Here is a 26,917-nt window from a genome sequence, read left to right as displayed (position 1 = left end):
CCGATGCCCGCAGCGCGGCCGAAACGGACTGGGTGCAGATCGTCGAGTGGTACGACGAGCTGTTCCGCCTCACCGGTAGTCCCGTCGTGCGGCTCAACCGCGCCGTCGCGGTCGGTGAGGCGGACGGACCACGGGCCGGGCTGGCGGCGCTGGCCGGCGTCGATCCCGGACTTCCCCGGTACGCCGCGGTGTCCGCGTACCTGCACGAACACGCCGGTGAACCGGCCGTCGCCGCCGAGTTGTACGCCGCCGCGGCCCGTGCGGCGACCAGCGTCGCCGAGCGCGACCATCTCGTCCGCGAAGCGGCGCGGGTGCGGCAGTCGCTGGGACCGTAGTCGTTCGCTGCGCCAGCAGTCGTTCCCGGGTCGGCCACGTGCCGCGTTGCTCGCCGACGAAAAAGACAGCCGCGCGCGTCCTACCGCGCGGCTGTCTTCCTGTCGTGTGAACCAGGGGTCGTCAGGCCTCGGGGGCCTGTTCGGCGATCTGCTTGCGGACCTCGTCCATGTCCAGCGCCTTGACCTGGGTCAGCAGATCCTCGAGTGCCGCCGGGGGCAGTGCGCCGGCCTGATTGAAGACCAGGACACCCTCGCGGAACGCCATGATCGTCGGGATCGAGCGAATGTTCGCGGCGGCCGCGATCGCCTGCTCGGCCTCGGTGTCGACCTTGCCGTGCACCACGTCCGGATGCTGCTCGGACGACGCCTCGAAGGTCGGCGCGAACTGCCGGCACGGCCCGCACCACGAGGCCCAGAAGTCGACGAGGACGACGTCGTTGCCGGTGACGATCTCGTCGAAGTTCTGCTGCGTGAGGGTCTGGGTAGCCACGGTGTTCCTTTCGGTCGGATGCTCCGGCCGCTTCAACGCCCGGCCGTGCTCGATTCTTCCCGACGCCGCGCGGCCGTGCTCAGGAGACCGCCACGGGTTCGGCCCGGAACGTGCGTCGATAGGCCTGCGGGGTGGTGTGCCGCAGCCGCAGGAAGTGCTGCCGCAGGACCGCCGCGGTCCCGAAACCGACCCGCCCGGCGATCACGTCGACGGGCAGGTCGGTGTTCTCGAGCAGTTGCTGGGCCGCGTGGACCCGCTGGTCGCGCAGCCACCTTGCCGGGGTGGTGCCGGTTTCGGCGGTGAACCTGCGTGCGAACGTGCGCGCGGACATGTGTGCCTTCTCCGCGAGCGCTGCGACCGGCAATTCCCGGTCGAGGTTCGCGGTCATCCAATCCAGAAGCGGGGCAAGGGTTTCGGTTCGACACGCGGGTAACGGCATCGCGACGTACTGGGCCTGTCCGCCGTCGCGGTGTGGCGGCACCACCATCCGCCGGGCGATCGTGTTCGCGACTTCGGCGCCCTGTTCCGTGCGCACGATGTGCAGACACAAATCGATTCCGGCGGCGGTGCCGGCGCTGGTGAGCACCGCCCCGTCGTCGACGTAGAGCACATCGGGATCGACCTGGGCCGCCGGATACATCTCGGACAGCCGCGCCGCATGCTTCCAGTGCGTGGTGCAGCGGCGCCCGTCGAGCAGGCCCGCCGCGGCCAGGGTGAACGCGCCGGTGCACATGCTGGCCACGCGCGTGCCGCGGTGCACCGCGGCACGCAACTTCTCGAACAACGGTTCCAGGTCGCAGGTGTCGTCGCCGGGGCCGCACACGTAACTGGGGTCGCGGGTCGAGGCGACGGTCGTGCCGCCGGCGGGCACGATGATCAGGTCGGCGGAATCGAGGAGGTCCAAGTCGTACGGGACGTCGATCGTGTAGCCGAAGCGTGTGGCGACCGGCTGTGGTGTTCCCCGGACCAGGGTGAAATCGTAGGTCGGCAGACCGTCGTCCGACCGGTCGAATCCGAACACCTCGCACGCGACGCCGAGTTCGAACGCCTCGACGCGGGGGAGCAGGGGCACCACCACGGTCTTCAACATGTCTGCCAGTGTGCCACCGCGTTGGCAGAAAAACGAGCAAAGCTGTCGTAACTGCCACTGTCGGTGGGAGGCGGTCGCGGCCGATGCTGGATCGCATGATCGCGCTGCTCGTTCTCGCCGCCGTCCTCCTCGTCCTGACGGTCCTGTCGCTGGCTGAGTTGACTCCCGATACCCACAGCGACGCAACTCAATTCGGCGACTACCGGTTCTGATCGCGGGGTGCGGTCACACCACGCGCCACTCCCGCTTGGCCTCGCCGTCCCACCGCCGGATACCCGCCGTCGTCCCGTTCAGTTCCCGGCTCGCCGCGTGCGTCGCGACGATCGCCGAACCGATCCGGGCGGCCGACACCCGCCGGGCGAGCGTGACGTGCGGAGTCCACTCGCCCGGCCGGATGTGCGGTGGAATGCCCGGGCACTGCTCGATCAGCGCGAAGACCTCGCGATGCAGGGCCAGCAGGTCTGCTGTGGGAACCACCAGCCGTGCCAGCGTCGCGTGCCGATCACCGAAGACCACGATCCCACCGAGCCGCAGCTCGATCGGCGTGCCGTCGATCCGTTCCCTCATCCGGCCCTCGATCCCGGGCGGAATCGACGCCGCGACCGCGAGCGTGATGTGCGGCCGGTTCGTCTCGCTGCGGATCCGCGCGCCACTGCTCACCCCGGCCTCGCGCAGACGATCCCACTCGGCGCGCACCGCGTCGTCGAGCCGATCGTCGAGCAGCAGTTCCACGGACTGCACCATGGTGCGCAATCATTACGCGGTGACCGACCCGACCGCAACGACCCCCGCGACAACCCCGACCGCTTCGTCCGCCGACGACCCGCACCGCATCGGGTTGCTCGTCGGCGACGGCATCGGCCACGAGATCGTGCCCGCGACCCGTCGCGTCGTCGACGCCGCGGTCGCCGCCGCCGGGGGGCCGGCCGTCGAGTGGGTGCCCCTTCCGCTCGGCGCGGACGCGATCGCCACTCACGGCACACCGATTCCGCACTCCACGCTCGACGCGCTCGCCGACCTCGACGCCTGGATCCTGGGGCCGCACGACAACGCGTCCTATCCCGAACCGTTCCGCAGCGAACTCACCCCCGGCGGCCGCATCCGCAAACAGTTCGACCTGTACGCGAACATCCGGCCCGCGAAGGTGCTGCCCGGCATCCGCGCGGTCGTGCCGGACATGGATCTGCTCATCGTGCGCGAGAACACCGAAGGCCTGTACGCCGACCGGAACATGACGCTCGGCACCGGCGAGTTCATGCCCACCCCCGACGTCGCGCTGGCCGTCGGGGTGGTCACCCGGGCCGCGTGCGAACGCATCGCGCACAGTGCGTGCAGGCTGGCCGCCCGCCGCCGCCGTCGCGTCACCATCGTGCACAAGGCCAACGTGCTGAGCATGACCACCGGGTTGTTCCGGGACGTGTGCCGCGAGGTCGCCGGCCGATATCCCGGGCTCACGGTCGACGACGAACACGTCGACGCCATGGCCGCGCACCTGGTCCGGCACGGCGGCGACTACGACGTGGTCGTCACCGAGAACATGTTCGGCGACATCCTCTCCGACCTCGCCGGGGAACTGGCCGGCTCGCTCGGCACCGCCGGCTCGATCAACGCGTCCGCGGACAAGGCGATGGCGCAGGCCGCGCACGGCGCCGCCCCCGACATCGCGGGCCGCAACCGCGCCAACCCGACGGCCCTGTTCCTGTCGGCGGCGATGCTGCTCGACCACCTCGCCACCACCGGCGACCGCCCCTGGTTCAGCCGTGCGGCCCACCGCATCGAGAATGCCGTCGAGGCGACCATCGCGTCCGGCGTCGCGACCGCCGACCTCGGTGGGCAGGCCTCGACCGCGGAGTTCACCGAGATCGTGATCGCCCGTACCCGCCTGCGGTGACGACCACCGAACGAAGCCGGCGCTGGCATTTTGGGACAGGGCGGCACCCTACGGTTACTGTTCGATTGTGAATCAACCAGTCGGATCGGAACCGGTCGCCCGCCGTCGTCGGCGCCGCGCGGCCGTCTGGGTTTCCGCGATCGCGCTGGTGCTCGCCGCGGCGACCGGATGCGTGACCAACACCGAATCGACCGTGCCGCCCGGCGACCGGATCCGCGCCGAGAAGGTCGACGCGATCGCGAGTCAGCTGCCGGCCTCGATCGCCGCATCCGGCCAGATCAAGGTCGGGTCGAACCCGCCGTACGCCCCCAACGAGTTCAAGGACGACGACGGCACGGTCGTCGGGTACGCGGTGGAGCTGCTCGATGCGATCGGCGATGTGCTCGGTGTGACGATGACCATCAGTGAGGCGGATTTCGACCGGATCATCCCGGCCGTGCAGTCCGGCACGTTCGACATGGGGTCGTCGTCGTTCACCGACACGAAGGAACGCGAGAAGACCGTCGACTTCGTCACGTACTTCAGTGCCGGAGTGCAATGGGCACAGCGCGTGGGCGACGACGTCGACCCGGACGATGCGTGCGGGCTGCGCGTCGCGGTGCAGACCACCACCTACGAGGACACCGACGAGGTGCCGGCCAAGAACGACGCGTGTCTCGCCGCCGGAAAACCGCCCATCGACAAGGTCAAGTACGACAGTCAGGACGAGGCGACGACCGCGCTCATCCTCGGCCGCGTCGACGCGCTGTCCGCGGATTCCCCGGTCACCGCGTACGCGATCGAACGCAGCGACGGCCGGCTCGCGACCGCCGGTGATGTGTTCGATGCGGCCCCGTACGGTTTCGTCGTCGCGAAGGGCTCCCCGCTCGGGCCGGTGTTGCAGCAGGCCGTGCAGGAGCTGATCGACTCCGGTGTCTACGCGCAGATCGCGGAGCGGTGGGGATTGGAAGACGGAATGATCGACACCGCGCAGATCAACGCTGCGCCGAGCTGACGAAGGGGGTCCGATGAGTGAGCAGGCGAGCTCCGTGAGCGGCCCGCAGACCGGGAACGAACCGGCGCCGATCGAAGCGGTACCGCTGCGCCGGCCCGGGCGGTGGATCGCCGGTGTCGTCGTCGCCGCGCTGGTGGCACTGTTCGTGTGGGGCGCGGCCACCAACGACGCGTACCGCTGGGACGTCTACGGGCAGTACCTGTTCGACCGGCGCATCACCGAAGCCGCGTGGAAGACGATCCAGCTCACGGTGCTCGCGATGATCATCGCGGTGCTCCTCGGGATCGTGCTCGCCGTGATGCGGTTGTCGCCGAACCCGGTGCTGCGGACCGTCTCGTGGGTGTATCTGTGGATCTTCCGCGGCACCCCCGTGTACGTGCAGTTGGTGTTCTGGGGGCTGTTCCCGGCCATCTACAAGCAGCTCGACCTGGGAATCCCGTTCGTGCATCAGTTCGTGCACATCGACCTGCAGGGCATCAATGCCGCGTTCCTGTTCGCGGTCATCGGCCTCGGTCTGAACGAGGCTGCGTACATGGCCGAGATCATCCGCGCCGGAATCGGCTCGGTGCCGGAAGGTCAGACCGAGGCGTCGACGGCCCTGGGCATGTCGTGGTCGCAGACGATGCGCCGCACGATCCTTCCGCAGGCGATGCGCGTGATCATCCCGCCCACCGGCAACGAACTGATCAGCATGCTCAAGACCACCTCGCTGGTCGCGGCCGTGCCGTACACGCTCGAACTCTACGGCCGGGCGCGCGACATCTCCGGCACCAATTTCCAGCCCATCCCGCTGCTGCTCGTCGCCGCCACCTGGTACCTGGCGATCACCAGCGTGCTCATGGTCGGCCAGTACTTCCTCGAACGGCACTACTCGAAGGGCCTGAGCCGTCAGCTCACCGCCCGCCAGCTGCAGGCCCTCGCCGACGCGCAGGGCAAACCCCTTCCGCCGGGGCGCGGCGGCGGCGACGCACCCGGAGGTGAAGCGCAGTGACGCCCATGGTCCAGGCCGATCGGGTCTGCAAGAACTACGGTGCGGTGCACGTGCTCAAGGGCATTTCCCTCAAGGTCGATCGAGGGCAGGTGGCGTGCCTGATCGGTCCGTCCGGTTCCGGCAAATCCACGTTTCTGCGTTGCATCAACCACCTCGAACGGGTCGACGCCGGGCGGCTGTACGTCGACGGCGGCCTCGTCGGCTACTCCGAGCGGGGCGGCAAACTGCACGAGCTGCATCCGCGGGAGGCCGCGAAGCAGCGCCGCGACATCGGGATGGTGTTCCAGCACTTCAACCTGTTCCCGCATCGCACCGTGCTCGCCAACGTCGTCGAGGCACCCGTCCTCGTGAAGAAGACAGGCCGCACCGAAGCGACCGAACGGGCCCGCGAACTGCTGGACCGGGTGGGTCTGGCCGACAAGGCCGATGCCTACCCGGCGCAGTTGTCCGGCGGCCAGCAGCAGCGGGTGGCGATCGCGCGGGCGCTGGCGATGGAGCCGAAGCTGATGCTGTTCGACGAACCGACCTCGGCGCTGGACCCCGAACTGGTCGGGGAGGTGCTCTCGGTGATGAAGGACCTCGCCGCCGGCGGCATGACCATGATCGTGGTCACCCACGAGATGGGGTTCGCGCGGGAGGTCGCCGACCAGCTCGTGTTCATGGACGGTGGTGTCGTCGTCGAATCCGGTGCCCCCCGCGAGCTGCTGAGCAACCCGCAGCACGAACGCACGCAGGCGTTCCTGTCCAAGCTGTTGTGAGGGTGTCTCCGGCGGGCTTCCGGGACCGCCCGGAGAACGCACGCCCGATCACCCGAACGTCGCCTTGATGTCGGTCTTGAGGATCTTGCCGACCTTCGACCGGGGCAGATCCGGCCACACCTCGATCTGCTTGGGGGCCTTCACAGATCCGATGCGCGCCTTGACGAACGCGGTGAGGTCACCGGGGTCGATGCTGCGGCCGGGCTGGGGCTGGACGACCGCGACGACCCGTTCGCCCCACTTGTCGTCGGGCAGGCCGATCACCGCGCAGTCCTGGACCGCGTCGTGCGCGAGGATCGCCTGCTCGACCTCGGTGGAATACACGTTGAACCCACCGGTGATGATCATGTCCTTCGCACGGTCGACGACGAACAGCAGCCCCGCGTCGTCGAGGTAGCCGATGTCTCCGGTGTGGTGCCACCCGAACCGTTTCGCTTCCTCGGTGGCGCCGGGATTCCTGTAGTACCCGGACATCACCAGCGACGAGCGGACGACGATCTCGCCGCGTTCCCCGGCCGGCAGCAGCGTTCCGCGCTCGTCCATGATCGCGACGGTCACGAGAGGGGACGGTCGCCCGGCGGACGCGAGAACCTCGGTGGCGATCGACCCGTCGGTCCGGCGATGCTCGTCCGGCGGCAGGACCGAAATCATCATCGGCGCCTCGGTCTGGCCGAACAACTGTGCCATCGGCCCGATCCGGTCCAGGGCCTCGGCGAGCCGGGTCGGGCTCATCGGGGCGGCCCCGTACCAGAAGCACATCAGGCTCGACAGATCCGTCCGATCCAGGTCGGGGTGCGCGAGGACCATGTAGATCAGCGTCGGCGGCAGAAACGTGTGGGTGACCCGGTGCTCGGGCACCGACCGCAGGAACTGCCCGACGTCGGGGCTGCGCATGATGACGATCTCGCCGCCACACGCGAGTACCGGGAAGCACAGCACGCCCGCGGCGTGGGTGAGCGGCGCGAGCGCGAGGTACACCGGCCGGTCGCCGCGGGCCGGAAACGGGTAGCTCATCAGGGTGAGCGCCGTCATCGTCTCGAGGTTGGTGCCGGTCAGTTGTACACCCTTGGGGCGTCCCGTCGTGCCGCCGGTGCCGACGATCATCGCGAGATCGTCCGGGGCCGCGGCATCCGGGACGGCCCCCGTGAGCGCCTCGGCGTGGAACGACTCCCAGCCGAGCGCGTCGGGTCCGGGGTCGCCGTCGAGCTGCACCCACGTGTGGATCGCCGGCAGATCCGGGCGGATCCGCTCGACGAGGTCGCGATACGACGACGCGTACAGCAGCACCTCGCAGTCGAACCGGTCGAGGATCTCCCGGTTCTCGGCGGCTTCGTTGCGCGGGTTGATCGGGCACCACACCGCACCGGCCCGGCTGATACCGAAGACGCACGCGAACGCGAGCGGATCGTTGCCGGACAGGACGGCCACCTTGCTCCCCGAACGTACCCCGCGCGTCACGAGCGCGCGCGCCACGTCGTTCGCGAGGGTCCGAACCGTCGCGTACGTCCACGTGTCGCCGTCCGTCGTGAAGCACGGCCGGTCCGGTCCGAGGGAAGCGCCCTTGTCGAGGTAGTCGACGATACGCATAGTCAATCCTGCACCGTGAGAACAGGTTTCGCGACCAATCCGAAACTGCGCAGAACCCCGAGCAACTCGTGGTGACCGAACGCCTGACAGCCGCTGGCGAAGCCGAACCGCTTCGGCGGCTGCTGGAGCAGCCAATGAGCCGCGAACGCCTGCAGCAGACCCGTCTGTTTGTAGTTGCTGTTGCCGTGGATCACGCAGTGCGCGCGGCTCAGCGGGCCCGACGCGTGCACCGAGTCGAGAGATTTGTTGACCCGGGGATTCTCGCGCGGCGGCATCACATTCATGACCTGCCGTGCCGTCTCGGTCAGGGCGGCGTCCCGGTCCTCCGGTGACATGTCCTTCGTCGCCTCCAGCGCCCCGGCGACGATCTGCGGAACCCCGTGCATGAGTGCGGCATTGAAGACCCCGCCCTGTGCCTTGACGTTCGCGACGCGCGGGTCGCGGCGGAACCACACCGGGTGCGACGTCCCGCCCCACGGCAGCGACTGCGCGAGTTCGTGCTGACCGGGTACCACGAGCGGGACCAGACCCTGCGCCGGATCGAACGGGACGTACTCGTTCTGCTCGAGGAAGTGCGCCGCGGAGGTCGCGGCGTTGACCAGGATCGTGCGGGTCGACGCGATGGTCGGGCTACCGCCCCAGAACACGGCGATGTCGAGGGTGTCGAGCCCCGGTGTCTCCAGGCACAACTGGGCCGCGATCTCTCCCGTCGTGTACATCTGTGCGATGCCGGGGGAGAGGAGCAGCCCGGCGGCGGCGAATTTCGCGCCGTACTGCTCGTCGCACGTGATGAGCCAGTCCTGCTCGCCGGTGGTGTCGGTGTAGTGGGCGCCCGCCGCCAGGCACGCCTGCACGACCTCGGGACCGAGATCGGAGAACGGCCCTACGGTGTTGAGCACCACGTCGGCACCCTCGAACAGCGCGGTCAACGCTTCGACCGTGTGCTCGACCTGCACCACCTCGAAATCGGCGGTCTCGATGCCCGGGACGTGCGTCCGCATCGACTCGTCGACCTTGGCCTTGTCGCGACCGGCCGCGACGAACGGGATGCGGAACTGGCGCAGGTACTCACAGACGAGGCGGCCGGTGTATCCGGACGCGCCGTAGACGACGACGCGGCGCGCGGTGGACGTGCTCGGAGTGGGTGTGCTCATGTGCGTGTTCCTCACATTCCCATGCCGCCGTCGACCGGCAGGCCGACACCGTTGACGAATCGTGCCGCGTCCGAGGCGAGGAAGACGACGGCATCTGCGATGTCCTCGACGGTGCCCAGACGGCCGGACGGGGTCAGGTCCACGACCGCGCCGACCGCTTCCTCGGCCGAGCCGTACAGACCGAGTGCGGCCATGTCGTTCGCGAGGCCCGCACCCATCGCGGTCGGGACGAGGCCGGGATAGATGCAGTTGACGCGGACGCCGTAGCCGAGCTTTCCGCTCTCCATCGCGGCGACGCGGGTCAGCCGGTCGACCGCGGACTTCGTGGCGGAGTAGACGGCGATGCCCGGGAACGCGATGGTCGCGGCGACCGACGCGACGTTGACGATGCAACCGCCGTCGCCCGCGGCGCCGCCCGCCCGCATCGCGCGCAGTCCGTGCTTGAGACCGAGCGTCGTGCCGAGGATGTTGACATCGAGCATGCGGCGGATGTCGTCGCGTTCGACGTCGGTGACGAGACCGGTGATCTCGATGCCCGCGTTGTTCACCAGGAGATCGAACCCTCCCGCGATGTCCACGGTTTCGGTGATCGCTCGCTCCCAGTCGCTCTCCACGGTCACGTCGAGACGGGTGAATCCGTGCTTCTGTCCGCCGTCGGTGGGCAGGGTGCCGGCGACGTCCGCGGCGCTGTCCTGGATATCGGCGACGACGACACTCGCTCCGGCGGCGGCGAGCGCCCGGGCCATTCCTTCGCCGAGGCCCTGAGCCCCGCCGGTGACCAGGGCGTGGCGCCCGGTCAGGTCGAACACGGTCATGAAATCTCCTGTGTGTCTGCGGGTCTGAGGTCCGCTGTCCTCGACGGACGGGGCGGGGCGGAGGGGGCCGGTGTGGACCCGGCCCGCTGCGCATCGGCAGCCGGAGAAGTGGTGTAGGTCACAGCGTCCTCGAATGCTTGACGACTGTCAAGAGGTACCCGGACAAGTGGCACGAAGTTTCCGGACAGCTGTCAAACATGCTGCCCGTCAACTACACTGGCGGACGATGAACCCCCTGGCGGCGCCCGCCGACCGCGCCATGCGCAGCCGGCAGGACAAGTACGAGGAACGCCGGGTGCAGCTGGCGGAATCGGCCCTGGCGACACTCGGCGAACTCGGCTACGCGCGCACCTCCCTGCGCGAGATCGCCCAGAACTCGCCGTTCTCACACGGGGTTGTGCACTACTATTTCAAGGACAAGACCGACCTCATCCTGCACTGCGTCCGCTACTACAAGACGCGCTGCATGACCCGCTACGACGGGGTCGTCGACGCGGCGACCACCGCCGACGAACTCCGCCGCGGCTTCGCGGACAAGCTCGTGGAAACCCTGCGGGCCGAGGCGCCGATGCACCGGCTCTGGTACGACCTGCGAAATCAATCGATGTTCGACCCGGCGCTGCGTGCGGACGTCGCGGCGATCGACGGCGGACTGTGCGACATGATCGACCGCGTCCTGACCCGCTTCGCCGAATTATCCGGTGCGGCATTGCGATACGACCGGAAAACCACATACGCGATGCTCGACGGCGTCTTCTTCTCCGCCCTGCTCGAGCACGTCGTCGAATCCGACGCGCTCGCCGCAGTGCCGGGCGATGCCGACGTATCCGAGACGGCGGCATCGGAGCGGCTGCGGGACACGGCATTCGGGCTCTTGCCCGACCTCGTCGTGGTCTGATCGGCCGGTGATCGCGGACCGGCTCGAGTGCGCAGTTGTCGTCGATTTCCGGCTCGATTCGCGACAACTTGTGCGCACTCGAATCATCGGGTCATCGAGCGGCGTCTGCGCCGCTCACGCCGGCTTGCGGCTGCAGAAGATCGCGGTGCCCGGGAAGATCTCACCGCGCAGCGGACTCCACTGACCCCACTCGCGGTCGAGATGCTCGGGCCACTCCGGCTCGACGATGTCGTACACCTCGAAACCGGCCGCCACGAGCTCGCGGAGCCGGTCGCCGACGGTGCGATGATGCTCGACGTACGTCGGGACCCCGTCGTCGTCTACCTCCACGTACGGGGTGCGGTCGAAATACGGGAACATCGCCACCAGACCGCGCTCACCCGGATCGTCGGGGAAGATCCACCGCATCGGGTGATTCACCGCGAAGACCCACCGCCCGCCCGGCCGCAACACCCGCGCGACCTCGCGCATCACCTGCGCCGAATCCGCCACGAACGGCACCGCGCCGAACGCCGAACACACCACGTCGAAACTGCCGTCCTGGAATGGCAGATCCTCGGCGCCGGCTTGCACGAGTGGCACCCGCGGCCCACCGCGTTCCATCGCCGTCACGCCCCGCGCGAGCATCCCGATCGAGATGTCCAGACCGACCGCGCGGGCGCCCTGCCCGGCGAGCCACCGCGCACACGGCGCCGAACCGCACCCGATCTCGAGCACGCGCCTACCGTCGACGTCCCCGAGCAGGCGCACATCGCCCTCGTGCAACCCCTCCGGGCACCACACGAACTCGCCGTCGGCGGAGTCCACGCCCAGGAACTCGCCGTGCGTGCGGTGATAGTCCTCGGCGTCGGCATCCCACCACGCGCGGCTCGCGCGCTCGCTCTCCCGCGAACCCAGCCGCGCTCGGCCCGCCTTCGACGTGCCGAGCAGGGCGTTCGCGGTGGCATGACGGTCGTCGGACGGGGAAACGGCGTCGGGCATGAATACAGCGTAAGGGGCCGCGGACAGTGCCCCGGAGGCGACTTCCGCCGGTCGCCGAGATCCGCGCCGGACGCGCCTGTGAGCGTGTCGGCGTTGACTTCGGGACGTGACGGGACGCACACTTTCGTCTCGATCCGGGCATGCGATCCCGGGCAGGGGGGATTCGATCGTGGTTTGGGGAACTGCTGTCCGCCGCCGCCGAACGGTGGCGTCTCACCGGCGCGCGGCGATCGTGTGCGCGGCACTGGCGCTGGTGCTTCCGGCCGGAATCGCGGCCGCCGGTCCACCGGCACCGGACACGTCCGGGGTCGTGCAGGAGGCCGATGTCATGGGTGCGGCCGCGGCCGCACCCGCCGACTGCGGTCCGGGCTCACGGCCGGAGACGGGGATGCAGGGCGACGTGCCCGCCGCCGACCGCGACAACGGACGCAGCACCGAGGGCTACGACTGCAACATCACCCGGATCGGCGGATTCGCCGGTGCAGGGGCCGGCATCGTGTCCGCGAGCTACGACCACTGTGCATACATGGGCAGCCTGTTCCCGACCAGCCTCGTCGGTCCGTCCACGGGAGTGCAGGTCGTCGACGTGTCCGACCCGGCGAACCCCGTATCGACCACGACGCTGACCGAACCGGCCATGGTCGCCGGGACCTGGGAGAGCCTCAAGGTGCATCCCGGCCGGAAACTGCTGGTGGGTACCGGAGTTCCGCTGAACTTCGGTGGTGGTCTGCTGTCGGTGTACGACATCTCCGATTGCGCGCACCCGCGCCTGCTCAATCCGGGACCGGGCACCGACCTGCGGATGCCGCTGCCGATCACCGCGCACGAAGGAGGATTCTCGCCGGACGGGCGCACCTACTGGTCGTCCGGAACGGAGGGAGTGCTCAGCGCCGTGGACCTGGCCGACCCGGCGAACCCGCGGGTGATCTGGCAGGGCTGGATCGGGTTGTCCGGACACGGCATCGGCGTCCGGCCCGACGGGAACCGGCTGTACCTGTCGAACAACTTCGGTGGCCTCACCGTCCTCGACACCAGTGCGGTCCAGCGTCGCGACCCCGCCCCGCAGGTGCCGCAACTGGCCAAGATGTCGTGGACGGACGGCTGGGCCACCCAGCACAGCATCCCCGTCACCTACGACGGTCACCCCTACCTGTTCACCGTCGACGAGGGCGGTTCGGGCGGAGTCAAGCTCATCGACGTCGCCGACGACGCGAACCCGGCGATCGTGAACTCGATCAAACTCGAGATCAACCTGCCGCAGAACATCGACAGCCAGGTCGCATCCGGGATGGGTGGCTCGGCGTTCGCCTACGAATCGCACTACTGCGCCGCGGACCGGCCGGCGGATCCCACCGCGCTGGCCTGTGGCTGGACGTCCTCGGGCATCCGGGTGTTCGACGTCAGCGACCCCTTCGACGTGCGAGAGGTCGGGTACTTCAACCCGCCCGCGATGACCGACCGCAATCTCGAACGCCCGAACTCGTCGCACGCGTGGGCGTCCCTGCTGGGCGTACCGGCGCTCAGCGCACCCGCGGTGCTGCAGGCCGCGATCGGCGGGCAGTTCGACCCGGCCCAGGCACAGTCGCCCCGCAGCGGCATGGTCGTCGGCGGCGACCTGTCCAGCGACTGGTGCTTCTCGCCGCCGGAGTGGCGGGGCAACGATCTGTGGGTCAGCTGCTCGGACAACGGGTTCATGACGTTGCGTCTGAGCGACGACGTGTACACCCCGCCCGCGGACCAGCAGTCGACGATCGGCTCGTGAACCCGGGCACCGCGATGCGCGGACTCTCGGCGGCCTCGGTCGTGGTGTTCCTGCTGGTGGTGGGGGCGGCGCTGAGGCCACTCGTGATCCCCGAGTCGCCCGAGCCGGCGGCTCCGGTACTCGGCGCCGTCGAGATCGGTTTCGTCCAGGACATGGCTGCGCATCATCAGCAGGCCCTGCAGATGACCGCGCGGCTGTCCCCGGACGTCGATCCCGCCGTCGTGTCGCTGGCACACACGATCGATGTGACGCAGCGTTACGAACTCGGCATGATGCTCGGCTGGCTGGCACTCGCGCAGGCTCCGCCGACCAATCCGCATCCGATGCAGTGGCACAGCGGTGGGCACGCACACGGGACGACTGGGCCGGAGGGGGCGCCGATGCCGGGAATGGCGACGCTCGACGAACTCGACGAGCTGTCCGCGGCCCGCGGCCGGGACGCCGAGGTGCGGTTCCTGCAGTTGATGCAGCGGCACCACGCAGGAGCCGTCGCCATGGCGCGCGCCGCCGCCGAGCAGCTCACCGGTGGCACGGTCGCGCAGTTCGCGCGCGGGACGATGCAGGAACAGAGCCGGGAGGCGGGTCTGATGACCCTGATGCTCGAGCAGCGGGCGGCCGCTCCGCTGGGCTGACGGGCGCTCGAACCGCCCCCGGGTCCGCTGCGGTCGCTCGCGCGGAGGTGGCCTGGTTTGCCGGGGTAGCGCCCGGGCGCGTAGCCTTGACCACGCGAGTGTCCGCTGTTCGATCTTCGCGGGTCGATCGGCAGGTGCGCGCGGCGGAATCTGCGTGTCGTTCACATCGGTGTGCGATCCGTCTGTCCGACCGAACTTTAACCAACCGACTATCAACCCGTCCGGAGCAACTCAACACATGGCCTCCACCACCGTCACCTCGCCGCAGGTAGCCGTCAACGACATCGGCTCTGCCGAGGATTTCCTCGCCGCCATCGACGCCACGATCAAGTACTTCAACGATGGCGACATCGTCGAAGGCACCATCGTCAAGGTCGATCGCGACGAGGTGCTGCTCGACATCGGCTACAAGACCGAAGGCGTCATCCCGTCCCGCGAGCTCTCCATCAAGCACGATGTCGACCCCAACGAGGTCGTTTCGGTGGGCGATGAGGTCGAGGCCCTGGTCCTCACGAAGGAGGACAAGGAAGGCCGCCTGATCCTGTCCAAGAAGCGTGCGCAGTACGAGCGCGCCTGGGGCACGATCGAGGAGCTCAAGGAGAAGGACGAGGCCGTCAAGGGCACCGTCATCGAGGTCGTCAAGGGCGGCCTGATCCTCGACATCGGCCTGCGCGGCTTCCTGCCCGCATCGCTCGTCGAGATGCGTCGCGTCCGCGACCTCCAGCCGTACGTCGGCAAGGAGATCGAGGCCAAGATCATCGAGCTCGACAAGAACCGCAACAACGTGGTCCTGTCGCGCCGCGCATGGCTCGAGCAGACCCAGTCCGAGGTCCGCAGCGAGTTCCTGCACCAGCTCCAGAAGGGGCAGGTCCGCAAGGGCTTCGTCTCCTCCATCGTCAACTTCGGCGCGTTCGTCGATCTCGGTGGTGTCGACGGCCTGGTGCACGTCTCCGAGCTGTCCTGGAAGCACATCGATCACCCGTCCGAGGTCGTCGAGGTCGGCAACGAGGTCACCGTCGAGGTTCTCGACGTCGATCTGGACCGCGAGCGCGTGTCCCTGTCGCTCAAGGCCACCCAGGAAGACCCGTGGCGTCAGTTCGCCCGCACCCACGCGATCGGCCAGATCGTGCCGGGCAAGGTCACCAAGCTGGTTCCGTTCGGCGCGTTCGTCCGCGTCGAGGAGGGCATCGAGGGCCTGGTTCACATCTCCGAGCTGGCCGAGCGCCACGTGGAGGTCCCGGACCAGGTCGTGTCCGTCGGCGACGACGCGATGGTCAAGGTCATCGACATCGACCTGGAGCGTCGCCGGATCTCGCTGTCGCTGAAGCAGGCCAACGAGGACTACACCGCCGAGTTCGATCCGTCGAAGTACGGCATGGCCGACAGCTACGACGAGCAGGGCAACTACATCTTCCCCGAGGGCTTCGACCCCGAGACCAACGAATGGCTCGAGGGCTTCGAGAAGCAGCGTGAGGAGTGGGAGTCCCGCTACGCGGAGGCCGAGCGTCGTCACAAGATGCACACCGCTCAGATCGAGAAGATGGCTGCCGACGAGGCCGCCGAGGCCGAGGCCGGCGTCTCCGCCACCAACTACTCGTCCGAGTCCGGCGCCGAGAGCGCGTCGGAGCCGGCCGGTGGTTCGCTGGCCAGCGACGCTCAGCTCGCTGCGCTTCGCGAGAAGCTGTCGGGCAACGCCTGACACAGTTCGTCGAACGGCCCCGCACCGATTCATCGGTGCGGGGCCGTCCGCGTTTCCGGGGCAGCCCGGTCGTCCGAAGCAGGGAACGCCGCGGCCCGCAGTCCGGAAACCAGGACTGCGGGCCGCGGCGTCGTGTGCCGGATCAGTTCACAGCGGGAGTCGCCCACTGTGCAGGCAGGGCTGCGGCGCGCTTGCGCATCGCGGCCTGGCTGTGACGGGCGTTGGTGAGCAGTGTGGTGAACCAGTTGCGGCGGTGCGCAGCGAGCGCCGCGGCGACCTCGGGGATGAGGATGCAGTGCACTCCGTTTTCCATGCCGAGGCGGTGCCGACCGGGCAGCGGGTGAGACGATTGCATAGCCTGCCTTCTCGGGGTCGGGGATCGGTGTCGGACGGTTCGTTACGAACGATAGTCGACGCCCCGGCCGATTCCGGTCATTCCCTCGCAGGTCGGAGGGTGTGTTTCGCAACGGCATCGAGTTGCGACCTGCCTGTGATCTCACTGTGATCGCAGTGTGACTGGCGTGCCCGATCGGGCAGACCCGGAACGCGCGCCGCGCTCCGGGCGCCCCGGAGTACGGCCGGGAATACCCGCGGCGGTCCCCGGCGTTCAGGTAGTTGTTTGTTCAATTACCTAGGGAGGTACCACCGTGCAGTTCGGCATCTTCACCATCGGCGACCTGACCCGCGACCCCACCACGGGACGAACCCCGACCGAGCACGAACGCATCACCGCGATGACGAAGATCGCCCTCGCGGCCGAGAACGCCGGACTCGACGTCTTCGCGACCGGTGAGCACCACAACCCGCCCTTCGTCCCGTCCTCCCCGACCACGATGCTCGGATGGATCGCCGCGAAGACCTCGACCCTGCAACTGTCGACCGCGACGACCCTCATCACCACGAACGACCCGGTCAAGATCGCCGAGGACTTCGCGATGTTGCAGCACCTCTCCGAAGGTCGTGTCGACCTGATGCTGGGCCGCGGCAACACCGGCCCGGTCTACCCGTGGTTCGGCAAGGACATTCGGCAGGGCATCCCGCTCGCGATCGAGAACTACCACCTGCTGCGCCGACTCTGGCGCGAGCCCGTCGTCGACTGGGAGGGTCGGTTCCGTACGCCCCTGCACGGCTACACCTCGACACCGATGCCCCTCGACGACACCCCGCCGTTCGTGTGGCACGGCTCGATCCGATCCCCGGAAATCGCCGAACAGGCCGCGTTCTACGGCGACGGCTTCTTCCACAACAACATCTTCTGGAACAAGGAACACATCCAGCAGATGATCGAGCTGTATCGCACCAGGTTCGAGCAGTACGGCCACGGTGCCGCCGACCAGGCCATCGTCGGACTCGGCGGCCAGGTCTTCATGGACACCACCGAGAAGGAGGCCGTCCGCAGGTTCCGGCCGTACTTCGACAACGCCCCCGTCTACGGTCACGGGCCGTCGCTCGAGGACTTCTCCTCGATGACACCGCTGACCGTCGGCACCCCCGAACAGGTCATCGAACGCACCCTCGGCTTCGCCGACTATGCCGGCGACTACCAACGGCAGCTGTTCCTGGTGGACCACGCCGGGCTGCCGCTCGACGTCGTTCTCGAACAGATCGACATCCTCGGTCGCGAGGTCGTACCGGTGCTGCGCACCGAGTTCGAGCGCCGGCGCCCCGCGCACGTCCCCTCCGACCCGCCCACCCACTCCTCGTTGGTGGCGCAGGGCCCGGATTCGCCGCATCGGCGCGTCGTACCGGCCCAGGTCGATCTGTCCGCCGCCACGGAGGCGGGTGACCGATGAGCCGCCGCATCGCCGTCGTCACCGCCGGCCTGTCGCAACCGTCCTCGACACGTCTGCTCGCCGACCGTATCGCCGACGCGGTCGGCGCCGCGGCGACCGCGCGCGGCGAGTCCGTCGACATCGACCCGATCGAGCTGCGGGATCTGGCGACGGATCTCGTCACCTCCGTGACGGCCGGTGGGGTGCCGACGCCGGCGCTGGCACGAGCTCGCGACCGCCTGTCGAGCGCCGACGGGCTCATCGCCGTCACGCCGGTCTTCACGGGCAGCTTCAGTGGCCTGTTCAAGATGTTCTTCGATGCGGTGGACGTCGACGCACTCGCCGGTATGCCCACGATCATCGCCGCGACGGGCGGGTCCCCGCGGCATTCGCTCGTGCTCGACCACGCGATGCGGCCGCTGTTCTCCTTCCTGCGCGCTGTGGTCGTGCCCACCGGGGTCTACGCGGCAACCGAGGATTTCGGCGGTACCGAGCTCGGCGGCCGGATCCGGCGGGCCGCGGACGAACTTGCCGCGCTGGTCGTCGCGGAGCCGGGCGGGGCCGGGGTGTTCGTCCCTGCCGCGACCGACGGCCGCCCCCGCACGTCCGGGCTGGCGTTGCGCACCACGGTGACGCCGTTCCAGGAGCTGCTGCGCGGCCACACGGGATGAGCGGCGGCAGTCGAATTTCCGTGACCGAGACGATGATGCGAGACTGTCGGCGTGCTGAGATTGGGGTTGACCGGAGGAATCGGTGCGGGCAAGTCGACCGTGTCGAAGGAACTCGTCGCGTTGGGTGCGGTGCTCGTCGACGCCGATGCCATCGCTCGTGAGATCGTCGAGCCCGGTTCCGACGGGCTCGCCGAACTCGTCGATGCGTTCGGCGACGACATCCTGTTGCCGGACGGGTCGCTCGACCGTCCGGCGCTGGCTGCGAAGGCCTTCGCCAGCGACGAGGCGCGAGCTGTCCTCAATGCCATCACCCACCCGCGGGTAGGGCAGCGCACAGCGGAACTCGTCGCCTCGGCTCCCGCGGACGGGATTGTGGTGCAAGACATTCCGCTGCTGGTCGAGGGCGGGATGGCGGCGGTGTTCAACCTCGTGGCCATCGTGCATACCGACGAGGACGAACGCATCCGCCGGCTTGTCGAACTGCGCGGCATGCCGGAGGCGGATGCCCGCGCCCGCATCGCCGCGCAGGCCGGCGACGACGAACGCCGCGCGGTGGCGGACGTGTGGCTCGACAACAACGGCGACGAGGCCGCGCTGGTGCAGTCCGTCCGGTCGCTGTGGACCGAGCGGCTGGTCCCGTTCGAACGGAACCTGCGTACCCGCACCCCGGTGCGGGTCGGCCCCGAGCTGATCCCGGCCCGCGAGGACTGGCCGCAGCAGGCCCGGCGTCTGATCGCGCGCCTGGCCGTCGTCGCCGGGGGAGCCGCGGTACGCATCGACCACATCGGCTCGACCGCGGTGCCGGGTCTCGAGGCAGTCGACGTCGTCGATCTGCAGATCACCGTGCCCGACCTGGCTGCCGCCGACAGCCTGGCCGAACCCCTGGCCGCCGCCGGGTTCCCGCGCATCGCACACGTCGAGGGCGAAGACCCCAAGCCGGCCTACGGTGCCGGCGGGGAGACCGACCCCGCGGTGTGGGAGATGCGCCTGCACGGCGGTGCCGACCCGGGTCGTCCCGTGCAGGTCCACCTGCGGGTCGACGGATGGCCCGGTCAGCAGTTCGCGCTGCTGCTGCGGGACTGGCTGCGCGCCGACCCCGACTGCGCGGCGGAGTACGCCGGACTCAAGCGTGAGGCGGCAGCCGCCGCGGCCGGACTCCGCGGCGACGAAGCCGAAGCGGCGTACCACGCGGTGAAGGCACCCTGGTTCGACCGCGCGTACCACCGGGCATGGGAATGGGCGGAAGCAACCGGCTGGTCCGCCCGGCGACCCGGGTGAGAGTTCCCGTCACCGCCAGGTGAGAGGCATCCCGAGCGAGGACACCCAGGCGTCCAGGTCGTGGCCGTGGGCGGCGATGCCGTCCACGGCACGCAGCGCGATGTGCACGGCCCGTTCGGCGTCCTCCGGCTCGAGCAGCCCGGCGCCGACCCCGGCGAACAACTCGTCGACGTCCTCGACGGTCGTGTCCCGGCCCGTGCGCACCACCAGATCGAGGTAGTGGTCGCGTGAATGCCACATCGATCCGTCCGCCCAGAACCGGCCCACGTCGACGTAGCGGTCCTGGTCGCGTTCGAATCCGGGCCGGAAGTGGAAGATCGACGCGCGCAGTCCCTGCTCCGGCAACAGCCACGATTCGAGGTAGCCGAACTTCGGGTGGTCCGACGGCCGCGCCATGTACAGGCCCCACGGTTCGACGCGGTATTCGTCGACGGGGCGCACGAAACCCTTCGGGTCGGTGTTGGTGCGGGCATCGACGTCGAACGTCTCGCTCTTCACGTGGTGCAGCTTCGCGGCGGCCATGAGGAGCACGTTACTGCCGCCGCTCCGGCAGCGGCGTGTCGGTGGCACGGCCTACCCTGGTCTGCATGGCGTTCGCAAGTGAGCATCCGGTCGTCGCGCACTCCGAGTTCCGGCCGGTCGGGGAGATCGAACGGACCGAGACCCGGTTCGAGGTGGTCAGCGACCACAGGCCCGCCGGCGACCAGCCGGCGGCCATCGCGGAGCTCGAACGCCGATTGTCGGCGGGGGAGAAGGACGTGGTGCTGCTCGGCGCCACCGGTACCGGCAAGTCGGCGACCACCGCGTGGCTCATCGAACGTGTGCAGCGGCCGACGCTGGTGATGGCGCCGAACAAGACCCTCGCCGCCCAGCTCGCGAACGAACTGCGGGAGATGTTGCCGCACAACGCTGTCGAGTACTTCGTCTCGTACTACGACTACTATCAGCCCGAGGCGTACATCGCGCAGACCGACACCTACATCGAGAAGGACTCGTCGATCAACGACGACGTCGAACGGCTGCGCCATTCGGCGACGTCGGCGCTGCTGTCCCGCCGCGACGTCGTGGTGGTCGCCTCGGTGTCCTGCATCTACGGTCTCGGCACGCCGCAGTCCTATCTGGATCGCTCCATCCAGCTCGAGGTCGGTGTCGAGGTGCCGCGCGACGCGCTGCTCCGGCTGCTCGTCGACGTGCAGTACGACCGCAACGACCTCGCGTTCACGCGTGGGTCGTTCCGTGTGAAGGGCGACACCGTCGACATCATTCCGGCGTACGAGGAGCTCGCCGTCCGGATCGAGTTCTTCGGCGACGAGATCGACGCCCTCTATTACCTGCATCCGCTCACCGGTGACGTGATCCGCAAGGTCGACTCACTGCGGATCTTCCCGGCCACGCACTACGTGGCCGGACCCGAACGGATGGAGCGCGCGGTGCGCGACATCGAAATCGAGCTCGAGGAGCGTCTCGCCGATCTCGAGAACCGCGGCAAGCTCCTCGAGGCACAACGGTTGCGGATGCGCACCCAGTACGACATCGAGATGATCCGGCAGGTCGGCTTCTGTTCGGGTATCGAGAACTACTCGCGGCACATCGACGGGCGGGCCGCCGGTTCGGCACCGGCCACGCTGATCGACTACTTCCCCGAGGACTTCCTTCTCGTCATCGACGAATCGCACGTCACCGTTCCGCAGATCGGCGCGATGTACGAGGGCGACATGTCGCGCAAGCGCAACCTCGTCGAGTTCGGGTTCCGGCTGCCGTCCGCGGTCGACAACCGGCCGCTGACCTGGGAGGAATTCACCCAGCGCATCGGACAGACCGTCTACCTGTCCGCGACCCCGGGCCCGTACGAACTCGGACAGGCCGGCGGAGAGTTCGTCGAGCAGGTCATCCGGCCCACCGGCCTGGTCGATCCGAAGGTCGTGGTCAAACCCACCAAGGGGCAGATCGACGACCTGGTCCACGAGATCCGGGAACGCTCCGATCGCGACGAGCGTGTCCTCGTCACCACGCTGACCAAGAAGATGGCCGAGGACCTCACCGACTACCTGCTCGAACTCGGCATCCGGGTCCGGTACCTGCACTCGGACATCGACACGCTGCGCCGCGTCGAGCTGCTGCGTCAGCTGCGGCTCGGCGAATACGACGTCCTGATCGGTATCAACCTGCTGCGTGAGGGCCTCGACCTTCCCGAAGTGTCCCTGGTGGCGATCCTCGACGCCGACAAGGAAGGCTTCCTGCGCAGTACCACCAGCCTCATCCAGACCATCGGCCGTGCTGCCCGCAACGTCTCCGGCGAAGTCCACATGTACGCGGACAAGATCACCGATTCGATGGCCCGAGCGATCGAGGAGACGGAACGGCGCCGCGAGAAGCAGATCGCCTACAACGCCGAGCACGGCATCGATCCGCAACCGCTGCGCAAGAAGATCGCCGACATCCTCGATCAGGTCTACGAGGAAGCCGACGATTCCGTCGAGGTCGCGGGATCCGGCCGCAACGCGTCCCGTGGCCGGCGCGCGCAGGGCGAAGCCGGCCGTGCCGTCAGTTCCGGCGTGTACGAAGGTGAAGACGTCAAATCGATGCCCCGGGCCGAACTTGCGGATCTGGTGCAGCAGCTGACCGATCAGATGATGCAGGCCGCGCGTGATCTGCAGTTCGAACTCGCCGCGCGCCTGCGTGACGAGATCTCGGACCTGAAGAAGGAACTGCGCGGCATGGACGCGGCCGGCCTCCAGTAGCGTCACAGCTCATGGATCCCCACGCCGCCGGCCGTGCCGCCCGCTCCCTCGAACTGCTGCACTCGTTCTCCTACTTCGCGCCCGAGGTCGACGACGCACTCGGCGCGGCCGGCGTCGAGTCCGGCCGGGCCCGCTATTTCGCGTCCCGGTCGGCGGCGCTCGGTGCGGTCGGTGCCGGGGTCGTGACGGCCGTCTTCTACAACTTCAGTCCCGGTCTGGTGGCATCGGCGATCCCGGCGGTGTGGCAGTCCGCGACTCCGCGGGATGTCGTCGCCGCCCGCATCGACGGTGTCGACGCCGCGCTGCGCCGGCTGCTCGGCGCCGACGCGATCGCGTCGGCCGACATGGCGGAGGCGGCGGACCTGGCCGCCACCGCAGCTCGTGCGATCCCCGGGCCGGACGGACGCCCGCTCTACGCCGCCCACGCGGATCTGCCCTGGCCCCAGGCTCCGCACCTCGAGTTGTGGCACGCCCTGACACTGCTGCGCGAGTACCGCGGAGACGGACACGTGGCGGCGCTGCAGACGGCCGGGTTGAGTGGGATCGAGGCCCTGATCACACACACCGCCAGCGGGATCGGATTCTCGGAAGGATTCGCGCGCACACGCCGCGGCTGGAGCGAGGACGAATGGGCGTCCGCCGCATCCGCACTGCGCGAGCGTGGCCTGCTCGACGGGCGCGGTGAACTCACCGAGGACGGATTCGAGGTCCGTGAACTCGTCGAGGACCTCACCGACGACCTTGCGGTGGTCCCGTGGTCGGCACTCGGAGAACCGGGAGTCGAGCGGCTGGTCGACCTGGCGCTCCCGTGGCGCGACACGGTCATCGACTCCGGGCTCTTCCCCGCGGCGTTGTTCGGTCCCCGTTACGGTGACGCACGGTAACGTCAACTGCTGTGAGTGGTTCCCGGCGGATACCCCGCCCGGTGTGGTATCTGCCCCAAACACACCATCCGTACCGATCGGCCGGTTACTGTCGACGCAGCCGTCGGGGGGAGTCGGACCAAGATCACCTCGACCGGAACCGAGCACCCATATCGATGGAGGATTGAATGAGCGCCTACCGGACCGTTGTCGTCGGAACAGACGGATCCGAATCGTCGTACCGGGCCGTGGAGAAGGCAGCCGCGATCGCCGGGGACTCCGAGGCCACCCTCGTCATCGCGTGCGCGTACTACCCCGCAGATCCCAAGGACACGGCGCAGGCCGCCGACGTGCTCGGCGCCGACGCGTACCAGGTCACCGGATCCGCGCCGAGCAACGAGATCCTGCGCACCGCACGGGAGAAGGCGGTCGTGGTCGGAGCGAAGAACATCGTCGAGCGCGCAGTGGTCGGAGCCCCCGTCGAGTCGCTGCTCGCCCTCGTCGACGAGCTCGATGCCGATCTGATCGTCATCGGCAATCGCGGACTGAACACCATCACCGGCCGGCTCCTGGGCTCGGTCCCCTCGGATGTCGCTCGCAAGTCGACCTCCGACGTCCTGATCGTCCACACGGTCCGCTGACCCGTACTTCCGCCCGCCCCCCGGATGCGTCCGGGGGGCGGGCGGACTCAGCAGTAGACGCCCACCGCGGTGTCCACGAACCGTCGTGCCGCGTCGTCGTCGGACAACGCGTTTCCCGACACCGACGCCGCATACGCCGCGATCGGACGGACCGTGGCGAGGATCGCCTCGTCCGGGACGCCCGCGGCCACCTGGTCGCACAGGCCGCGCGCGACTGCCAGCACCGTCCCGTCGGTGAGCCCGGCTGCCAGGCCCCATTCGGCGAGCGAGTCCTTGAATCGCGCGGCCCTCTCGTCCAGCAACGGCGGTTCGGCGGTCGCCGACACGGTCGAGGAGACGACCGCCGGGGCCGACGACTCCACGGAGCCGTCCGAGGCGGTCGCCGAGGAACACGCCACCGTACTCGCGGCCACCGCGGCCATCAGCAGCACCGGTGCCGGACGGAACGTCCCGCACCATCGCTCCGGCCGCCTCGCGTTACGAACCACCGTGCCTCCTCGCGCATCCCGCCGCAGATTCGATCGCAACCTACCGTGCCGGAGTCGCGAAACGATCTCGAACGCCGTCGCCGGCCCTTCGGGCAGGATCAGCACTCGGCGGGCTCGTACAGTCCGCCCAGTACCTCCGGCAGCGCCGACGTGTGCAACACGCCCAGCCGCTGTGTCGCCCGGGTCAGCGCCACGTAGAGATCGTTGAGGCCGCGGGGCGACTCGTCGAGAATCTCGCCGGGTTCGACGAGCAGCACCTCGTCGAACTCGAGTCCCTTGACGTCGCGGACCGTCGCGACCCGGACCGACGGCCCTTCCAGATGCGCCCAGTCGGTGGCCAGACGATGCGGCACGATCACCGCCGTCAATCCGGGACCGTCCTGCGCGGCGAGCACCTCCTGCACCGTGTCCGCGAGTTCCTCCACGTCGACGTGCCGGGCCCACGGCACGAATCCGGACTCGCGCACCGACCGCGGGGGCACCTGGTCCGGATCGATCTCGGCCAGAACCGCGTGCGCGATCCGCATGATCTCCGCAGGGGTGCGGTAGTTGACGGTCAGCTCGGCCTTACGCCACCGGTTCGCCACGTAGGGTTCGAGGATCCGCTGCCAGGACGAGCTGCCGGCCGGGTCCCCGGTCTGCGCGGTGTCGCCGACCACGGTCATCCACCGATTCGGGATGCGCCGCATCAGCATTCGCCATGCCATCTCCGACAGTTCCTGTGCCTCGTCGACGATGACGTGACCGTACGTCCACGTCCGGTCCCCGGCCGCGCGTTCGGCGGTGGTCTCGTGCCGGCGCAGATCCTGGCGCTCGGCGAGTTGCGTGGCGTCGATCAGGTCGTACGCCATCAGTAGCTCGGGATCGAGTTCGTCCTCGAGATCCTGGGGGGCCGAACCGGTGAGGATGTCCAGTGCGCCCTGGGCGTCGGCGATCTGCCGGCGCCACCGCCGCGCGGCACGTTCGCGATCCGCGGCGTCGTCGACGCCGAGCAATTCGGCGAGTTCGTCGAGCAGCGGTGCGTCGGCGGCACTGAACCGGCCCCGCGACCGCGGACGGTGCAGCAGATCGATCTGTTCCTCGGACAGCGCCGGCGCTGCCGCCGTGAGCCGGTCCCGGGAGGCGAGCAGATCCGTCAGGACCTGCTGCGGGGTGAGCTGCGGCCACAGCGCGTCGATCGCGCCGAGAATGTCCGGGTCGGCGCGCATCTCCGAGCGGATGTCGGCGATGTCGTCGCGGCTCAGCAGATTGCCGCCGTCGACCAGGTTGGTGCCGATCAGCGCCGCGAGCTGATCGGCGAGCGCTTCGATCACCGCCGAGACGAAGATCGGGCGGGCGAGGTTGTGCGGTCGCCGCGACGACCGGGCCCGGCCGCGGGCCCGGGTGACGGTCTTGCGGTCGAGCGTGATCCGGTACGAGTCGAACATCAGCGGCACCGGCGCGGCCGGGACCTCCTGCCGATCCCGCACCGCCTTCTTGAGCACGTCGACCATGTCGAGCGAACCCTTGACCGCACCGGTGGACAGTTCGTCCTCGAGCTCGGCACGCACACCCGGATACAGGTCGCCGATGGTGGACAGGAGTACGCCGGTCTCGCCGAGCGACGGCAGCACCTGGCCGATGTAGTCGAGGAACGTCGAGTTCGGGCCGATGATGAGAACGCCGGCCTTGGCGAGCTGCTTGCGGTAGGTGTACAGCAGGTACGCGGCCCGGTGCAGCGCGACCGCGGTCTTGCCGGTGCCGGGACCGCCCTGGACGACGAGGACGCTCTTGTGCTCGGACCGGATGATGGCGTCCTGCTCGGACTGGATCGTGGCGACGATGTCGTGCATCTGGCCGGTGCGCGCCGCGTTCAGCGCCGCGAGCAGGGCGGACTCACCCGCGACCCCACCGGCCGGCGTCGTCGTGCCGTGGGACTGCGCCACATCCAGATCGAGGTATTCGTCGTTCAGTGCGGTCACCGTGCGCCCGCGACTGCGGATGTGACGGCGGCGGACGACACCTTCCGGTGCCGCGGGGGTCGCGAGGTAGAACGGCCGGGCCAGCGGAGCTCGCCAGTCGAGCAGCAGCGGCTCGAAGTCGTTGTCCTCGTCGAGGATTCCCAGGCGTCCGATGTAGCGGACCTCGGTAGCGTCGAGCCCGTCCGAATTTCCCGTGTCGACGTCGCCCCGGTGGACTCCCTCCGTCCCTGTGTCGCGGACGTCGATGCGACCGAAGCAGAGACCGTGCTCGGCGGCGTCGTACTTGGCGATGTCTTCCGTGTACATCTGGGTGAACGACTCGCGTTCGCTGCGCGCCTGCGGGGTTCCGCCGGTCTCGAGGAGCACGCGACCGAGCCGCGTCTGTGCGTACTCGCGCAGCGAATCGAGATGCCCGTACAGCATTG

Annotated in this window: 25 protein-coding genes and 1 pseudogene; 15 read left to right on the top strand and 11 right to left on the bottom strand. The window is 68.9% G+C overall.

Annotation, left to right across the window (positions count from 1 at the left end):
* Window positions 1–335 (top strand): annotated as a pseudogene (locus A8G15_RS31245) (RNA polymerase subunit sigma-24); the annotation flags it as partial.
* 121 nt (window positions 336–456) lie between these two features.
* Here A8G15_RS31245 and trxA read toward each other — a convergent pair.
* The 3 genes from trxA to A8G15_RS25980 all read right to left on the bottom strand — a co-directional run bounded on the left by trxA (window position 457) and on the right by A8G15_RS25980 (window position 2,659).
* A complete protein-coding gene (gene trxA, locus A8G15_RS25990) occupies window positions 457–825 on the bottom strand; it encodes a thioredoxin (RefSeq protein ID WP_068165933.1) in 369 nt (122 codons plus the stop codon).
* A 79-nt stretch (window positions 826–904) separates the two neighbouring features.
* Window positions 905–1,915 (bottom strand): GlxA family transcriptional regulator, encoded by a 1,011-nt coding sequence (locus tag A8G15_RS25985; protein ID WP_068165922.1) that lies wholly within the window; start codon window positions 1,913–1,915, stop codon window positions 905–907.
* A gap of 225 nt (window positions 1,916–2,140) precedes the next feature.
* Window positions 2,141–2,659 (bottom strand): 2'-5' RNA ligase family protein, encoded by a 519-nt coding sequence (locus A8G15_RS25980; RefSeq protein ID WP_068165921.1) that lies wholly within the window; start codon window positions 2,657–2,659, stop codon window positions 2,141–2,143.
* On the opposite strand from A8G15_RS25980, the gene A8G15_RS25975 reads away from it, so the two are divergent.
* The 4 genes from A8G15_RS25975 (at window position 2,658) to A8G15_RS25960 (ending at window position 6,549) form a co-directional block, all read left to right on the top strand.
* Complete coding sequence (locus tag A8G15_RS25975) at window positions 2,658–3,806, top strand: isocitrate/isopropylmalate dehydrogenase family protein (protein WP_082900167.1); 1,149 nt, start codon at window positions 2,658–2,660, stop codon at window positions 3,804–3,806. The genes A8G15_RS25980 and A8G15_RS25975 overlap by 2 nt on opposite strands.
* A 139-nt stretch (window positions 3,807–3,945) precedes the next feature.
* Window positions 3,946–4,800 carry an ABC transporter substrate-binding protein gene (locus tag A8G15_RS25970; protein ID WP_068165931.1) on the top strand — a complete coding sequence of 285 codons (855 nt, stop codon included), beginning with the start codon at window positions 3,946–3,948 and terminating at the stop codon, window positions 4,798–4,800.
* Window positions 4,801–4,813: 13 nt separating this feature from the next.
* Complete coding sequence (locus tag A8G15_RS25965; protein ID WP_068165920.1) at window positions 4,814–5,791, top strand: amino acid ABC transporter permease; 978 nt, start codon at window positions 4,814–4,816, stop codon at window positions 5,789–5,791.
* Complete coding sequence (locus tag A8G15_RS25960; RefSeq protein WP_281180777.1) at window positions 5,788–6,549, top strand: amino acid ABC transporter ATP-binding protein; 762 nt, start codon at window positions 5,788–5,790, stop codon at window positions 6,547–6,549. Before A8G15_RS25965 ends, A8G15_RS25960 begins: the two co-directional genes overlap by 4 nt.
* A 48-nt stretch (window positions 6,550–6,597) precedes the next feature.
* Here A8G15_RS25960 and A8G15_RS25955 read toward each other — a convergent pair whose 3' ends face one another.
* The 3 genes from A8G15_RS25955 to A8G15_RS25945 are packed head-to-tail and all read right to left on the bottom strand — an operon-like array spanning window position 6,598 to window position 10,105.
* Window positions 6,598–8,136 carry an AMP-binding protein gene (locus tag A8G15_RS25955; protein WP_068165918.1) on the bottom strand — a complete coding sequence of 513 codons (1,539 nt, stop codon included), beginning with the start codon at window positions 8,134–8,136 and terminating at the stop codon, window positions 6,598–6,600.
* A gap of 2 nt (window positions 8,137–8,138) precedes the next feature.
* Window positions 8,139–9,290 carry a DUF5938 domain-containing protein gene (locus A8G15_RS25950; protein WP_068165917.1) on the bottom strand — a complete coding sequence of 384 codons (1,152 nt, stop codon included), beginning with the start codon at window positions 9,288–9,290 and terminating at the stop codon, window positions 8,139–8,141.
* 11 nt (window positions 9,291–9,301) lie between these two features.
* Complete coding sequence (locus A8G15_RS25945) at window positions 9,302–10,105, bottom strand: SDR family NAD(P)-dependent oxidoreductase (protein ID WP_068165916.1); 804 nt, start codon at window positions 10,103–10,105, stop codon at window positions 9,302–9,304.
* A gap of 226 nt (window positions 10,106–10,331) precedes the next feature.
* Between A8G15_RS25945 and A8G15_RS25940 the strand changes: the two genes are divergently transcribed.
* A complete protein-coding gene (locus A8G15_RS25940) occupies window positions 10,332–11,003 on the top strand; it encodes a TetR/AcrR family transcriptional regulator (RefSeq protein ID WP_068165915.1) in 672 nt (223 codons plus the stop codon).
* A gap of 114 nt (window positions 11,004–11,117) precedes the next feature.
* Here the strand turns inward: A8G15_RS25940 and A8G15_RS25935 are convergent, their stop codons facing one another.
* The gene (locus A8G15_RS25935; RefSeq protein ID WP_068165914.1) at window positions 11,118–11,984 is read right to left on the bottom strand and encodes a class I SAM-dependent methyltransferase; all 867 of its coding nucleotides are present in this window, start codon (window positions 11,982–11,984) and stop codon (window positions 11,118–11,120) included.
* Between the two features lie 169 nt (window positions 11,985–12,153).
* On the opposite strand from A8G15_RS25935, the gene A8G15_RS25930 reads away from it, so the two are divergent.
* The 3 genes from A8G15_RS25930 (at window position 12,154) to rpsA (ending at window position 16,077) form a co-directional block, all read left to right on the top strand.
* Entirely contained in the window at window positions 12,154–13,746 is a 1,593-nt protein-coding gene (locus A8G15_RS25930; protein ID WP_425415131.1) for an LVIVD repeat-containing protein, read from the top strand.
* Complete coding sequence (locus A8G15_RS25925; RefSeq protein WP_425415130.1) at window positions 13,743–14,378, top strand: DUF305 domain-containing protein; 636 nt, start codon at window positions 13,743–13,745, stop codon at window positions 14,376–14,378. Before A8G15_RS25930 ends, A8G15_RS25925 begins: the two co-directional genes overlap by 4 nt.
* 238 nt (window positions 14,379–14,616) lie before the next feature.
* Window positions 14,617–16,077 (top strand): 30S ribosomal protein S1, encoded by a 1,461-nt coding sequence (rpsA, locus tag A8G15_RS25920; protein ID WP_068165912.1) that lies wholly within the window; start codon window positions 14,617–14,619, stop codon window positions 16,075–16,077.
* Between the two features lie 142 nt (window positions 16,078–16,219).
* Here rpsA and A8G15_RS25915 read toward each other — a convergent pair whose 3' ends face one another.
* Window positions 16,220–16,432, bottom strand: a complete 213-nt coding sequence (locus A8G15_RS25915; protein ID WP_068165911.1) for a hypothetical protein — start codon at window positions 16,430–16,432, stop codon at window positions 16,220–16,222.
* A 292-nt stretch (window positions 16,433–16,724) separates the two neighbouring features.
* Between A8G15_RS25915 and A8G15_RS25910 the strand changes: the two genes are divergently transcribed.
* From A8G15_RS25910 to coaE, 3 genes are read left to right on the top strand one after another with little or no spacing between them, the layout of a single operon-like run.
* Window positions 16,725–17,870 carry an LLM class flavin-dependent oxidoreductase gene (locus A8G15_RS25910; RefSeq protein WP_068165910.1) on the top strand — a complete coding sequence of 382 codons (1,146 nt, stop codon included), beginning with the start codon at window positions 16,725–16,727 and terminating at the stop codon, window positions 17,868–17,870.
* Window positions 17,867–18,520 (top strand): FMN reductase, encoded by a 654-nt coding sequence (locus A8G15_RS25905; RefSeq protein ID WP_068165909.1) that lies wholly within the window; start codon window positions 17,867–17,869, stop codon window positions 18,518–18,520. Before A8G15_RS25910 ends, A8G15_RS25905 begins: the two co-directional genes overlap by 4 nt.
* Before the next feature lie 51 nt (window positions 18,521–18,571).
* On the top strand, window positions 18,572–19,798 hold the full coding sequence (gene coaE / locus A8G15_RS25900) for a dephospho-CoA kinase (protein WP_068165908.1): 1,227 nt from the start codon (window positions 18,572–18,574) through the stop codon (window positions 19,796–19,798).
* Window positions 19,799–19,807: 9 nt separating this feature from the next.
* Here coaE and A8G15_RS25895 read toward each other — a convergent pair whose 3' ends face one another.
* Window positions 19,808–20,320 (bottom strand): ribonuclease FAU-1 family protein, encoded by a 513-nt coding sequence (locus A8G15_RS25895; protein ID WP_068165929.1) that lies wholly within the window; start codon window positions 20,318–20,320, stop codon window positions 19,808–19,810.
* Between the two features lie 65 nt (window positions 20,321–20,385).
* Between A8G15_RS25895 and uvrB the strand changes: the two genes are divergently transcribed.
* From uvrB to A8G15_RS25880, 3 genes are all read left to right on the top strand, one after another.
* Entirely contained in the window at window positions 20,386–22,539 is a 2,154-nt protein-coding gene (gene uvrB, locus A8G15_RS25890) for an excinuclease ABC subunit UvrB (RefSeq protein ID WP_068165907.1), read from the top strand.
* Between the two features lie 11 nt (window positions 22,540–22,550).
* Window positions 22,551–23,423, top strand: coding sequence for an SCO6745 family protein (locus A8G15_RS25885; RefSeq protein ID WP_068165906.1), 873 nt, complete (start codon window positions 22,551–22,553; stop codon window positions 23,421–23,423).
* Between the two features lie 167 nt (window positions 23,424–23,590).
* A complete protein-coding gene (locus tag A8G15_RS25880; protein ID WP_068165905.1) occupies window positions 23,591–24,043 on the top strand; it encodes a universal stress protein in 453 nt (150 codons plus the stop codon).
* A gap of 47 nt (window positions 24,044–24,090) precedes the next feature.
* Here A8G15_RS25880 and A8G15_RS32075 read toward each other — a convergent pair whose 3' ends face one another.
* Window positions 24,091–24,531 carry a DUF732 domain-containing protein gene (locus A8G15_RS32075; protein WP_245688007.1) on the bottom strand — a complete coding sequence of 147 codons (441 nt, stop codon included), beginning with the start codon at window positions 24,529–24,531 and terminating at the stop codon, window positions 24,091–24,093.
* A gap of 98 nt (window positions 24,532–24,629) precedes the next feature.
* On the bottom strand, window positions 24,630–26,915 hold the full coding sequence (locus A8G15_RS25870) for a HelD family protein (RefSeq protein ID WP_068165904.1): 2,286 nt from the start codon (window positions 26,913–26,915) through the stop codon (window positions 24,630–24,632).
* Window positions 26,916–26,917 lie beyond the last annotated feature (2 nt).

This window comes from Rhodococcus phenolicus, from assembly GCF_001646785.1.
Classification (GTDB): Bacteria; Actinomycetota; Actinomycetes; order Mycobacteriales; family Mycobacteriaceae; genus Rhodococcus; species Rhodococcus phenolicus.
The sequence above is the reverse complement of the archived record's forward strand: the minus strand, read 5'-3'. Positions and strand labels throughout refer to the sequence as shown.